The 12,273-nt window shown below is 67.0% G+C and carries 11 protein-coding genes and 1 tRNA gene; 5 read left to right on the forward strand and 7 right to left on the reverse strand.

Annotated elements, in window-relative coordinates; genetic code table 11:
- Window positions 1–3: 3 nt before the first annotated feature.
- Window positions 4–1,590, reverse strand: coding sequence for a serine hydrolase (locus Q9235_RS15300; RefSeq protein ID WP_306222620.1), 1,587 nt, complete (start codon window positions 1,588–1,590; stop codon window positions 4–6).
- A 214-nt stretch (window positions 1,591–1,804) separates the two neighbouring features.
- Between Q9235_RS15300 and Q9235_RS15305 the strand changes: the two genes are divergently transcribed.
- From Q9235_RS15305 to Q9235_RS15315, 3 genes are all read left to right on the forward strand, one after another.
- Window positions 1,805–2,710 carry a DMT family transporter gene (locus Q9235_RS15305; RefSeq protein WP_306222621.1) on the forward strand — a complete coding sequence of 302 codons (906 nt, stop codon included), beginning with the start codon at window positions 1,805–1,807 and terminating at the stop codon, window positions 2,708–2,710.
- 138 nt (window positions 2,711–2,848) lie between these two features.
- Complete coding sequence (locus tag Q9235_RS15310; RefSeq protein ID WP_306222622.1) at window positions 2,849–4,018, forward strand: acetyl-CoA acetyltransferase; 1,170 nt, start codon at window positions 2,849–2,851, stop codon at window positions 4,016–4,018.
- Window positions 4,019–4,109: 91 nt separating this feature from the next.
- Window positions 4,110–5,318 (forward strand): MFS transporter, encoded by a 1,209-nt coding sequence (locus Q9235_RS15315; RefSeq protein ID WP_306222623.1) that lies wholly within the window; start codon window positions 4,110–4,112, stop codon window positions 5,316–5,318.
- 104 nt (window positions 5,319–5,422) lie between these two features.
- Here the strand turns inward: Q9235_RS15315 and Q9235_RS15320 are convergent, their stop codons facing one another.
- On the reverse strand, window positions 5,423–5,695 hold the full coding sequence (locus Q9235_RS15320) for a BolA family protein (protein WP_306222624.1): 273 nt from the start codon (window positions 5,693–5,695) through the stop codon (window positions 5,423–5,425).
- A gap of 95 nt (window positions 5,696–5,790) precedes the next feature.
- On the opposite strand from Q9235_RS15320, the gene Q9235_RS15325 reads away from it, so the two are divergent.
- On the forward strand, window positions 5,791–6,408 hold the full coding sequence (locus Q9235_RS15325) for a J domain-containing protein (protein ID WP_306222625.1): 618 nt from the start codon (window positions 5,791–5,793) through the stop codon (window positions 6,406–6,408).
- A 144-nt stretch (window positions 6,409–6,552) separates the two neighbouring features.
- On the opposite strand, the gene Q9235_RS15330 is transcribed toward Q9235_RS15325, so the two are convergent.
- The 5 genes from Q9235_RS15330 to Q9235_RS15350 form a co-directional block, all read right to left on the reverse strand.
- A complete protein-coding gene (locus tag Q9235_RS15330; protein ID WP_306222626.1) occupies window positions 6,553–8,541 on the reverse strand; it encodes a protein meaA in 1,989 nt (662 codons plus the stop codon).
- Between the two features lie 240 nt (window positions 8,542–8,781).
- Window positions 8,782–9,705 (reverse strand): cell wall hydrolase, encoded by a 924-nt coding sequence (locus tag Q9235_RS15335; RefSeq protein ID WP_306222627.1) that lies wholly within the window; start codon window positions 9,703–9,705, stop codon window positions 8,782–8,784.
- 313 nt (window positions 9,706–10,018) lie between these two features.
- Window positions 10,019–10,495, reverse strand: coding sequence for a DUF1178 family protein (locus tag Q9235_RS15340; RefSeq protein ID WP_306222628.1), 477 nt, complete (start codon window positions 10,493–10,495; stop codon window positions 10,019–10,021).
- A gap of 55 nt (window positions 10,496–10,550) precedes the next feature.
- A complete protein-coding gene (gene grxC / locus Q9235_RS15345) occupies window positions 10,551–10,808 on the reverse strand; it encodes a glutaredoxin 3 (RefSeq protein ID WP_306222629.1) in 258 nt (85 codons plus the stop codon).
- A 28-nt stretch (window positions 10,809–10,836) separates the two neighbouring features.
- The gene (locus tag Q9235_RS15350) at window positions 10,837–11,718 is read right to left on the reverse strand and encodes a ComF family protein (RefSeq protein WP_306222630.1); all 882 of its coding nucleotides are present in this window, start codon (window positions 11,716–11,718) and stop codon (window positions 10,837–10,839) included.
- 372 nt (window positions 11,719–12,090) lie between these two features.
- On the opposite strand from Q9235_RS15350, the gene Q9235_RS15355 reads away from it, so the two are divergent.
- Window positions 12,091–12,166: transfer RNA gene (locus Q9235_RS15355), tRNA-Glu, on the forward strand.
- The last annotated feature ends 107 nt before the right edge of the window (window positions 12,167–12,273 follow it).

Here is a 12,273-nt window from a genome sequence, read left to right on the forward strand (position 1 = left end):
GCCTCAGGCGTCGTTGGCGGGCTTGGCCTTGGCTCCGGCCGCGGGCTTTCCGGCCGGCGGCTTCACGGCGGCCTGGGAGGGCTTCGGCTTAGCCGGAACGGTCCGGGCCGGCGGGGTCTTGAGCGGCTGTGTCTTTGCCGGCTGGGTCTTGGCGGCCTGTGCCTTGTCGGGCTGGGCATTGCGCGCAGCCGGCTTGATGCCCGCGGCTGCGCCGGGGCGCAGGCTAGCTGCATTGGCGGCGCCGGGCTGCACGGAGCCTTGCAGACGCAGCGGGCCGCCCTCGAAGGCATCGGTCGAAGGTTGCACTGGCGCGCTCGCAGGGGCGAAGGCAGTGGTGCCGCGCGGGATCGCGCCATTGCTCGAGGCGGTGCGGCGGGCCGGCGGCACGACGAGGCCGGCAGCGACGGGGGCCTCCGGCTCGATGGTCGGCGTGCCGCGCGCGACGCGCGAGCTCGGCTGAGTCGTCGCGTTGGCCGCGAGCGGGGCGGAGGCCGAGCCGGGGCTGCGGCCAAAGGAGACCTGTACCGGGACGGTCTCGGCACGGGGGCCGAGCACGATGCGTCCACGCGGTGAGCGGGTCGCGACCGAGCCGGACGCCTGCGGGGCCGACTGGGCGTTGAAGATGGCGAAGCGCCCGCCATCGGGGGAATTGGCGTCGCCGGTGGACATGCCGGCCGCGATCGGGCCCGAGATGTCGGCATCATCGGCGAGAGCGACGCCGCCGCCGCGATTGCGGACTTCGTCGCAGATATTGGGCGCGCGGGTGCCGCTGGGCGGCATCGAGGCGACGTTGTAGCCGGTGCCGCCCCAGGCGGCGAAGCCTTCGTCGAGGAGCTGGGCCGCCTTCACGGTGCGGTCGGTGCCCGAGGTCGAGCCAAGCACGACGGCGATCAGCGTGCGTCCGCCGCGGCTCGCCGTCGCGACGACATTGAAGCCGGAGGCGCAGGTGAAGCCGGTCTTCATGCCACCGATGCCGGAATAGCGCCCGACCAGCCCGTTGGTGTTGGGCATGATCTGCTTGCCGAGCTGCACGGCCGAGGTGCCCCAGTAATCGGAATACTGCGAGAAATCACGCATCAGCGCCATGGCGAGCACGGCGAGGTCGCGGGCACTGGTCTGCTGGTCGGGATGGTCCCAGCCATTGGGATTGACGAAGCGGGTGTCGCGCATGCCGAGGCGCTGCGCCTCCGCGTTCATCATGGCGACGAAGCTCGGGACGTCGCCGCCGACGCCTTCGGCCACGACATAGGCGATGTCGTTGGCCGATTTCACCATCATGATGCGCAGCGCGTTGTCGAGCGTGATCTCCGACCCCGGCTTGGCATAAACCTTCACGCGCGGCTGGCTGGCGGCGAGCTTCGAGACCGGGATCGCCGTCTCCAGGCCGAGACGCCCCTCCCGCACCGCCTTCAGCGCGAGATAGATCGTCATCATCTTGGTGGTCGAGGCCGGGCGCCAGGCCTGGTTCGCGTTCTCGCTCGACAGCACGGCGCCGCTGGAGGCATCGACGACGAGGCTGGTGCCGGCATAGGCCGGCCCCGACAGGACGGCACCGAGAACAAGGGCGGCTGCGAGGCGGGAAGCGATCATCGGGCGGGTCTGAACCTGTCTTGCTCGAAGCGGGCGGGTGGTATCTTGCGGATAGCGACGGCGCAGGGTTCAACGCGACGCATGCGGCAATTTCGAGACGGCCGCCACAATCGCCCGCCCGTGAATGCATACCTACCCCTTGCGGAGCGATTTGCCTAGCTGCGGCGGCCGGTCCACAAGCGACGGGTTCCTTCGCTTTTCTAGGGCTTGTCGCGTGGCTTTCGGCCTTCTCTGGATACCGGCGACCATCGCCGCCTCGCTCCTGCAGACCGCACGCAACCTGGCGCAGCGATCGCTCACCGAGACTATCGGTGTGGTCGGCGCCACGCAGGTACGCTTTCTGTTCGGCCTGCCCTTCGCCATGCTGTTCCTGGCGCTGGCCTGCCTCGGGCTGCAACGCCTGCCGCCGGCGATCGGCATGGCTTCGCTCGGCTACACGCTCTGGGGCGCATTGACGCAGATCGCAGCCACCGCCCTGATGCTGGCGGCGATGCGCGAGCGTTCCTTCGCGGTGACCACCGCCTATACCAAGACCGAGCCGGTGCAGGTCGCGCTGTTCGGCGCCCTGCTGCTCGGCGATGCGCTGACGCCGATGAAGTTCCTGGCGATCGCCATCGCGACGGCGGGCGTGATCGTCGTCTCTTGGAAGCCCGGCGAGAAACTGACCCGCGCCGGCCTGCGCCCAGCCGTGCTCGGCATCGTTTCCGGCGCCTTCTTCGCGCTCTCGGCGATCGGCTTCCGTGGCGGCATCCAGGCGCTGCCGGAGGGCGAGTTCCTGATCCGCGCCTCGACCATCCTCGTGCTCGGTCTCGGGCTCCAGACCCTGCTGCTGGTGATCTATATGCTCATTGCCGACCGGCAGGCGCTGATCCTCAGCCTGAAGAGCTGGCGCCGCTCGCTCTCGGCGGGCTTCCTCGGCGCCGCCGCCTCGCAGTTCTGGTTCATCGGCTTTTCGCTCACCACCGCCGCCAATGTCCGCACGCTGGCGCTGATCGAGGTGCCATTGGCGCAGATCGCCTCGCGCAAGTTGTTCGCGGAGGGGACGAGCCGGCGCGAGATGCTGGGCATGGCGATGATCGTCGGCGGGGTCGGGCTGCTGCTCTCGCTGGCGTTGCGATGAGCGTGTGGGGCGGCTAGTGCTGGAGGCAGAAGCCCTGACAGCCGATCGGCGCACGGCCACCATGCGCGGATGCCGGCTTGCCGGGTGGCACAAGGCTGCCAAAATAACGTGTAGCTGCACAGTAAGGGAGATTTCGCCATGAGCGCTGCGATCGTCGGCTGGGCCCATACACCGTTCGGCAAGCAGGATGCCGAGACCGTCGAAAGCCTGATCGTGCGGGTGGCGACCGAAGCCCTCGTCGATGCCGGCATTACTGCTGACGATGTCGACGAGATCGTGCTCGGCCATTACAACGCCGGCTTCTCGGCCCAGGACTTCACCGCGTCGCTGGTACTGCAGGCCGATCCGGCGCTGCGCTTCAAGCCGACGACCCGGGTCGAGAACGCCTGCGCCACCGGTACGGCCGCCGTACATCAGGGCGTCCGCGCGATCCGGGCGGGTGATGCCAAGGTCGTGCTCGTCGTCGGCGTCGAGCAGATGACCAAGACACCCGGCCCCGAGATCGGCAAGAACCTGCTCAAGGCTTCCTATCTCCCGGAGGACAGCGAGGTGCAGGGCGGTTTCGCCGGCGTCTTCGGCAAGATCGCGGCTGCCTATTTTCAGCGCCATGGCGACCAGTCCGACGCGCTCGCGATGATCGCGGCGAAGAACCACAAGAACGGAGTCGCCAACCCCTACGCGCAGATGCGCAAGGATCTCGGCTACGCCTTCTGCCGCGAGGAGAGCGAGAAGAACCCCTATGTCGCCGGCCCGCTGAAGCGCACCGACTGCTCGCTGGTCTCGGATGGCGCCGCGGCGCTGGTGCTGGCCGACGAGGAAACCGCCCTCAGGATGCGCCGGGCCGTCGGCTTCCGCGGCATGGCCCATGTCCAGGATTTCCTGCCGATGTCGAAGCGCGACATCCTGAAATTCGAGGGCGGCGTGCTCGCCTGGAAGAAGGCGCTGGCCAAGGCGAACGTGACGCTCGACGACCTCTCCTTCGTCGAGACGCATGACTGCTTCACCGTCGCCGAGCTGATCGAATACGAGGCGATGGGCCTGACCAAGGAAGGCGACGGGGCGCGGGCCATCAAGGAAGGCTGGACGCAGAAGGACGGCAAGCTGCCGGTCAACGTCTCCGGCGGCCTCAAGGCAAAGGGCCACCCGATCGGTGCGACCGGCGTCTCGATGCATGTGCTCTCGGCCATGCAGCTCGCCGGCGAAGCGCCGGAAGGCATGCAGCTCGACAGCCCGCGCCTGGGCGGCATCTTCAACATGGGCGGAGCGGCGGTCGCCAACTACGTCTCCGTGCTCGAACGGATCAAGTGAGGCGGGCTGCCCGGGCGGATAACGCCCGGGCTCCGGTCTTGCGAACGGGGGCTTTGCCGAAGTGCAGGCCGCCAAGCGAAAGCGACGCTTCGTGACGAGCTTCGTCGTCCTGCTGCTGGCCTATATCCTGAGCCAGTTCTTCCGTGCGTTCCTGGCCGTCATTTCAGGCGATCTGACACGGGATCTTGGCCTCGATCAGGGCCAGCTCGGCAGCCTGCAGGCCGCCTGGCTGATTGCCTTCGCGCTTACGCAATTCCCGGTCGGCTATGCGCTCGACCGGATCGGCCCGCGGCGGACGCTGGCCGGTTTCCTTCTGGTCGCCTTCGCCGGGACGGTGATCTTCGGCCTGTCGCGCAACTATCTCACTGCGCTGACGGCGCTGGCGCTGATCGGCATCGGCTGCGCGCCGATCCTGATGTCCGGCTTCTATCTGGCCGCGCGGCTCTATTCGCCCCGGCATTTCGCGACGATGTCGTCCTTCCTGATCGGTTTCGGCTCCATCGGCGATCCCCTGAGCGGCGCGCCGCTCGCCTATTTCCTGTCGGCCTATGGCTGGCGTGCGACCGTGTTCGGCCTGTCCGGGATCGTGGCGTTCATAGCCTTGCTCGTGATGCTGCTGCTGAAGGACCCGCCGCCGCTGCCCGACGCGCCGGAGCGGCATGTCTCGCTGCTGGGCGGGATCAGGCAGATCGTGGCGAAGCGGCCGCTCTGGCTGATCTTCCCCATCACCTTCGTGAGCTATGGCGTCACGATCTCGATCCGCGGCCTGTGGATCGCGCCCTATCTTCAGACGGTATATGGTTTCGATCTCGCGGCGACGAGCTATGTGGCCATGGCCATGGGAGGCGTCATCGCGGCCGGAGCGCTGCTGGTGCTGCCGCTCTATCGGCGGATCGGCGCCAAGCCCACGGTGATCGCCTGTGCCGTGGCCGTGATCCTGGCCTGTTTCGCGCTGGCTTTGTGGGGCGAGGCATCGTCCCGTCTTGCGGTCGGCCTTCTCCTCGCCATCGGCCTGTTCGGCGTCACCTATGCCGTGGTTATGGCGCATGCACGCGCTTTCATGTCGGCTCAGGAGATCGGCCGCGGCGTCACCTTCATGAATTTCGTCTTCATGGGCGGCGCGGGGGTGATGCAATGGCTGTCTGGCCGGCTGGTGAATGCTCTCGACGGGCATGGCTATGGGGCACAGGCCACGTTCGGCTGGCTGTTCGTCTTCATGGGCGCCATGCTCGCTGTGGCGCTGGCGATCTATATCGCTGCGCCAGCGGAGCCGAAGGCTGCCGCTTCCGCGCCGGCCTAGAGCATTTTCGGCGAACACGGGTTCGCCTCGAAAGCTCTGATCTTCTGTTTTCACGCAATCCTGGACGCGAAACCGCTTCGCACCTTTGCTGGAATTGCTCTCGCTCAGCCTTCGCCCGGCGCCTTCGCGGCGATCGCCAGGGCGTGGACGCGATCGGCCAGTTCCTGCGCCAGAGCGGCATTGACGAGGCGATGGCGTTCGAGCCGGCTCTTGCCAGCGAAGGCCTCCGACACGATATCGACCCTGAAGTGAGTCTCGCCGCCTTCGCGCCAGCCGCCATGGCCCTGATGCTGGTGCGATTCATCGATGACCCTGAGCGCCTGTGGCGCAAAGGCCTCGGTCAGCTTTTGCGTGATTCTTTCACTGATTGAGGTCATGATCGCGCCACCGTTGCCATGATTGTTCTGTCGGTTCGGCGGTGCGTTGCATCGCACTTGCCGGCCCACTCCCTGCGTCTCATAACCCGTCGACGATGAACATCAACTCACGCCTCTTCGACAGCATCAGGATCGGCGCTTCCGAGGCGGAGGCGCCGGTGGAGAGCGACGCGCCGCGTTGCGACCATCCCGGCTGCACGCGCGGGGGAGAATTCCGCGCGCCGAAGGGCCGTGGCCGCGAGGGCCAGTTCTTCCTGTTCTGCATGGATCATGTGAAGGCCTATAACGCGACCTATAACTATTTCGCCGGGATGGATGACGAGGCGCTGGCCGCCTACGCCAAGCAGGAGGAGATAGGTCACCGGCCGACCTGGAAGCTCGGCGTCAACTCCAAGGCGGCGCGGATGTCGCAGCGCGGGCGGAAGGCGAATGGCGAGGCCAGCGCCGACATGCACGACGCCTTCAACCTGTTCGGCGCGCGCAACAAGCAGCAGGCAGCCCAGCCTGAATCGCGCGTCGGCATCGTCGCGCGCAAGGCGCTGGACACGCTCGGCCTCGACGACACGGCGGATTCCGCTGCGATCAAGGCGCGCTACAAGGAGCTGGTGAAGCGCTTTCATCCCGACGCCAATGGCGGCGACCGCTCGCGCGAGGGCACGCTTCAGGAGATTCTGAAGGCGTATCAGCAGCTCAAAAGCGTGGGGATGGTCTGAAGCGCGTCATCCCGTGCGCATTGGGGCACGCAGTGCTGCGACGCAGACACGGGACCGCGTGGCGAGAAGGCGCCTTTTCCGGGCGACGATCCCGTGTCTGCGCAGCGGCGTTTCACGCCGCAGCGCGCACGGGATGACCGCGATTCAGTTGTCTTTTGCCGCCAATCCCGCGACATCGGCGATGATGCCGTCCAGCGCGAAATCCTTGGGCGTATAGACCCGGGCCACGCCCATGTTGCGCAGGGCGTTCTCGTCATCGGGCGGGATGATGCCGCCGACCACCACGGGCACGTCCATGCCGGCGACGCGCAGGCGAGCCGTGACGTCGCGTACCAGCGGCAGATGCGAGCCCGACAGGATCGAGAGCCCGATGATGTCCGCCTGCTGATCGCGGGCCTCGCTGACGATCTCCTCCGGCGTCTGGCGGATGCCGCCATAGCTGACGCTCATCCCGGCATCGCGGGCGCGCACGGCGATCTGCTCGGCGCCGTTCGAGTGGCCGTCGAGTCCAGGCTTGCCGACGAGGAAGCGCGGCGCCCGGCCGAGGCGCTCGGTCGCCTTCTCGACGGCTGCCTTGGCCGTGGCGAGGCCGGTCGCGTCGCCGAGCTTCGTCGTGTCGACGCCGGTCGGAGCACGATACTCGCCGAAGATTTCGCGCAGGGTTTGTGCCCATTCGCCGGTGGTGACGCCGGCCTTGGCGCAGGCGATCGAGGCCGGCATGACGTTACGGTTTTCGCGGGCGCTGCTGGCGAGCTCGGCGAGCGCGGTCTCGGCCGCCTTCGCGTCGCGAGCCGAGCGCCAGGCCTTGAGCCGCGCGATCGCCTCGGTCTCGACCGAATCCGGCACGGTGACGACGGCGCCGTCGCCGGCCGAGAGCGGGGAGGGCTCGCTGTTGGTGAACTTGTTGACGCCGACGACGACCTGCTCGCCGCGCTCGATCGCCTCGATGCGACGGGCGCCATTCTCGACCAGCGCCTGCTTCATGTAACCGCTCTCGACGGCGGCGAGCGCGCCGCCCATGTCGTCGATCTTGGCGAGTTCCTCCAGCGCGGCTGCTTTCAGCGCCGCGACCTTTGCATCGACCACGGTCGATCCGTCGAAGATGTCGCCGAATTCGAGAAGGTCGGTCTCATAGGCCAGCACCTGCTGCATGCGCAGCGACCATTGTTGGTCGAAGGGGCGCGGCAGGCCGAGCGCCTCGTTCCAGGCCGGAAGTTGCACGGCCCGCGCGCGAGCCTTCTTCGAGAGCGTCACCGCCAGCATTTCGATCAGGATGCGGTAGACGTTGTTCTCGGGCTGCGGCTCGGTCAGCCCCAGTGAATTGACCTGCACGCCATAGCGGAAGCGCCGCATCGCCTCGTCGGCAATGCCATAGCGGCCGAGCGTGATCTCGTCCCAGAGCTCGACGAAAGCCCGCATCTTGCAGAGCTCGGTGACGAAGCGCATCCCTGCATTCACGAAGAAGGAGATGCGGCCGACCGTGCCGGGGAATTCCTCCGCCGAGACCTCGGGCCGGGCGCGGATGGAATCGAGCAGGGCGATGGCTGTCGCCAGCGCGAAGGAGAGTTCCTGCACCGGCGAGGCGCCGGCCTCCTGCAGGTGATAGGAGCAGACATTGGTCGGGTTCCATTTCGGCAATTCGCTGGCCGTGAACACGACGATGTCGGTGGTGAGCTGCATCGAGGGGCGCGGCGGGAAGACATAGGTCCCACGCGACAGGTACTCTTTCACGAGGTCGTTCTGGGTCGTGCCCTGTAGCAGCCTGCGGTCGGCGCCCTGTTCGTCGGCGACGGCGATGTAAAGCGAGAGCAGCCAGGCCGCCGTCGCGTTGATCGTCATCGAGGTGTTCATCTGCGCTAGCGGAATCTGGTCGAACAGCGCCCGCATGTCGCCGAGATGGGAGATCGGCACGCCGACCTTGCCGACTTCGCCGCGCGCCAGAACATGGTCGGGGTCGTAGCCTGTCTGCGTCGGCAGATCGAAGGCGACGGAGAGGCCGGTCTGGCCCTTGGCGAGATTGGTCCGGTAGAGCTTGTTGGATTCCGCCGCGTCGGAATGGCCCGCATAGGTCCGGAAGATCCACGGCTTGTCGCGCTGAGCCGTTTCCCGGCCGCCTCGTTCCGTCGCGGTCATGGCGTCTCCCCGTATTGCAGAGCAATCTGAATGTTGCACTGCGGCGAAGATAACGCCAGAGCTTCGGCGATGTCCCGTGCGACGATAGGCTGACGCGATTTTTCGTTCAGCCCTCATCTCGAGGTGCCGCAAGGCCTTCGTCTCGAAGGATGCTTCATGAGCCATCTGGATCATCCCGAGACGCCGCTGACGCGGTACCTCAGGATGAGGGCCATGGAATGTCTGGCGAGGTGCGCGCGCTCAGCGTGAGCGCGACGAGAGGCTGCCGCGGATATCCGCCGTCGACAGCAGCGCCACGCGGCGGTCGTCCCTGGGCGGCGCGACGAAGGCGCGCAGGGGCGCCTTGGGCAGGTCGAGATCGAGCGGCCGGCCGGGCGGCAGCGGCGCGTTCTTGATCAGCGTCACGATCGGGCTTTCGAGCGTGGGCAGCTTCGGCGCGGGCGCCTCGGGTGCGAAGGCGAGCGGGGCCGAGGCGAAGGAGCTCGCCGTGGTGGCCGACGAAGACGCTGTCGTGAGCGGAATGGCGGTGGTGGAGGCCGAGGCGAGCTGGATCGTCGGCTCCTCGATGCGGCGGCGCTCGGGACGTTCGCCCTTGACGTAGAAGGCATTGCCGCCGGCTACCGTTACGTAGCGCATGTTCTTGTAGCCGAAGCGCAGGCCGGCCATGTGGAAGTACTTGGCCGCGCCGACCGCGTCATTGCGACGGCCGTTGAGAATGTCTTCCGCGATGGCTTCGATCTTCGGCAGGACTTTATCCGTCATCGGGCGGGTCAGCACGCCGGCGGCGAACTGGCGGGGAGCGCCGACCACGCCGCAGATCGTCTCCGGATATTTGGCGGATTCGACCCGGTTCATCACGACCGTGCCGACGCCGAGCAGGCCCGACTCGCTCGACCGGTTCGATTCGAAATACATCGCGCGGACGAGGCATTCCTTCTCGCGCGGATCGGACTTGGCCAGCGCGACCGCGAGCTTGCGGGCCTTGGCGGGTTCCTTCACGGCAGGAGCTGCCGCTGCGGAGGTCGAGGCCGTCTCGACGGTGGACATGCTGCAGGCGCCGAGAGCAGGGGCCGCCAGCGCAATCAGAAGCGGGATCGCCTTGCTGCCATGCCGGGATTTCTCACCGGAGAAAAGACCATGCGCAGCGATCGCGATCCGCTTCATGTGGCAATCTCCAGAGTTCCGGACCCATGGTCGCCGAGGGCGGCGAACCGGGATTGCCGGCAAGGAACCGCGAATTCCTTAACAGAAAGTTAATCCGAGACGGAAGGGGGAAGGGCGCATAGGCGACCCCTCCGCGTCTCCCCGAGGGAGATGCCTGGCTGACAGCGCCTTGTTCCAAAACGGAAAAGGCTGTGGTGCCGCACCGAAAATTTTCCTCCGGGCGGCCTCGCACAAGCTGTCAAAACCGTCATGTCGGCACCGGCGAAAGTCGCTGCGAGCGCGGTTTCGTGATCAGAACCGGCGAAGGCGGGTATCAGTTCCCCGAACCCGGCAGGCGTGGCAGCGGCAGGAAGTCGATGCCTTCCTCATGGAGCATCTGGGCATCGTCCGGCGTTGCCTCGCCATAGATCGCGCGCTCTTCCGCCTCGCCGTGATGGATCTTCAGGGCCTCGTCCGCGAAGCGCCTGCCGACATGCTCGGCATTCTCGCTGACATGGCGGTGCAGCGCAGCCACCACCTCGCGGAAGGCCTTTTCCTTCTCGCTCATCAGAGCGACCGGCGCAGGCGCCGCTGCCGCGGGGGCGGAAGCTTCCGGCGCCGGCTGCGGCGCCTTCGGGCCGAGATCGCTGCGGGCGACATTGGGTGCCATGATCGCGCGCTCGACCTTCGCGCTGTTGCAGATCGGACAGGTGACGAAGTCGCGCTTCACCTGATCCTCGAAGCCGGCCGAGGAGGCGAACCAGCTTTCGAATTCATGGGCGCTGTCGCAGATGAGGGCGTAACGGATCATGGCGTCATAGATGGTGGCGCGGGGCCATCAAGGCAAATGGATCCGCCAAGGGGTGTCAGGCCGCCAGGAGCTTGTCGAGCTCGCCACGGGCATCGAGGGCATGGATGTCGTCGGAGCCGCCGACATGCTGTTCGCCGATGAAGATCTGCGGAACCGAGGTGCGCCCGCCGGCTCGCGCCGTCATTGCCTGGCGCAGCTCCGGGTTGCCATCGACATCGATCTCGGTGAAGGCCACCCCCTTGCGCGTCAGCAGCGCCTTGGCCGCCTTGCAATAGGGGCACCAGGCAGTGGTGTAGATCGTGACCGGCGGCATCAGGAAGCGTCTCTCGTTGCGATGCCCCTCATGTAGTGATTTCCCGGCCATCCGTCACGACCCGTGCGAAGGTCAGCACGTCGACGGCGCTCGCATGGGCTCTCAGCAGGGCGCGCGCCGCGGCATTGACCGTCGCACCCGTGGTCAGCACGTCGTCGACCAGCAGGATGCGCCGGCCTTCGACGAGGCTGCGCATCGCTGCCGACACGTGGAAAGCGCCCTGCAGGTTCTCGGCGCGCTGGGCGCGCGTCAGCCCGACCTGCTGCCGTGTCCGCCTGATTCGCGTCAGGGCCGTGGTGGCAAGCGGCAGGCCGGTTTCGCGGGAGACGGCCCGGGCCAGGGCTGCGGCCTGATTGAAACGCCGGCGCCAGAGACGGGTGCGATGGAGTGGCACGGGCAGGACGAGTCCGGCATCGGCGATGAGTTCGCGTCCCGCCTGCACCATCATTCGGCCGAGGGTCAGCGACAGCTCTACGCGGTCACCATATTTCAGGCGATGGACCAGTTCGCGCGCCGTGCCGTCGAAGCGGCAGACGGCCCGGGCCCGTGCAAAGACCGGTGGGTCGGCGATCGCGGCCGGCGAGAGCAGGCCCGTGCCAAGGTCGACGGGAAACGGCGTGCCCAAGCGCTCGCAATAGGGGCGCTCGATGAACCCGATGCCGCGCCAGCAGGCCGGGCACAGCGCCTGCGCCTCGCCGGTGGCTGCCTGGCAGGCTATGCAGGTTGGCGGGTAGACGATGCCGACAAGTCCGCGCAGGCTGGTGCGCAGCGACAGGCGAAGGCGTGCCGCGGTTTCATGCAGAAGGGCCGTGGCCGATCGCGAGATCCCGGCTGCGCCGACCGCGGGCAGGGCGCGCCCGGAGCCGGGCCCGGCCTCATCATCCGGCCCGTCGATCCGCCATTCGGGCATGGTGGTCGTTATCCGATCGCCGCAAGCAGCCGAGCGCGTGTCGGCCAAGACCGCGCCAGCATCGGGCTTCCTGCAGCGAAGGGCAACCTGGGATCAGCCGCCAGATCCAGGCCATCCGAGGGCGTGGCTCGTCTTCGAGCAGCATCTGCCGCATCCGTTTGAGACAGTGCCTAGGCGCTTTTGGCCGCATCGCGCGGGTCAGCAGGGTCCTTGCCAGCATTGCTCACAACAGGTGTCTCCATGGATTTATCGAAGATCTGCACGGCTTTCCGCGAGGCTTGGCGCCGTCCGGACATCTTTATGCAGGCGCCGTGCAAAAAGCTGTTGCGGCGGCGCGGTTGTCCGACTACATAGGCGCCCTCGGCCAGCGCTGCTCCCTTCGTCTAGCGGTCTAGGACGTCGCCCTCTCACGGCGAAAACAGGGGTTCGAGTCCCCTAGGGAGCGCCATTTTTGCCGGAAATCCTTGAATTTTCAGCGTTTTTATGCGAGATTTGGCCTCGCTGCGACGGCTGGTAGGAATTCTGGTAAGAATCCTGGTTAGAATCCGGCGCTCT

The sequence above is a fragment of the Bosea beijingensis genome, assembly GCF_030758975.1.
Classification (GTDB): Bacteria; Pseudomonadota; Alphaproteobacteria; order Rhizobiales; family Beijerinckiaceae; genus Allobosea; species Allobosea beijingensis.

Bases quoted from the DNA above. Each gene is read 5' to 3' on its own strand.
- Q9235_RS15330 (WP_306222626.1), bottom strand. From the start codon at position 8,541: ATGACCGCGACGGAACGAGGCGGCCGGGAAACGGCTCAGCGCGACAAG.
- Q9235_RS15350 (WP_306222630.1), bottom strand. From the start codon at position 11,718: ATGCCCGAATGGCGGATCGACGGGCCGGATGATGAGGCCGGGCCCGGC.
- grxC (WP_306222629.1), bottom strand. From the start codon at position 10,808: ATGCCGCCGGTCACGATCTACACCACTGCCTGGTGCCCCTATTGCAAG.
- Q9235_RS15325 (WP_306222625.1), top strand. From the start codon at position 5,791: ATGAACATCAACTCACGCCTCTTCGACAGCATCAGGATCGGCGCTTCC.
- Q9235_RS15335 (WP_306222627.1), bottom strand. From the start codon at position 9,705: ATGAAGCGGATCGCGATCGCTGCGCATGGTCTTTTCTCCGGTGAGAAA.
- Q9235_RS15300 (WP_306222620.1), bottom strand. From the start codon at position 1,590: ATGATCGCTTCCCGCCTCGCAGCCGCCCTTGTTCTCGGTGCCGTCCTG.
- Q9235_RS15310 (WP_306222622.1), top strand. From the start codon at position 2,849: ATGAGCGCTGCGATCGTCGGCTGGGCCCATACACCGTTCGGCAAGCAG.
- Q9235_RS15340 (WP_306222628.1), bottom strand. From the start codon at position 10,495: ATGATCCGTTACGCCCTCATCTGCGACAGCGCCCATGAATTCGAAAGC.
- Q9235_RS15320 (WP_306222624.1), bottom strand. From the start codon at position 5,695: ATGACCTCAATCAGTGAAAGAATCACGCAAAAGCTGACCGAGGCCTTT.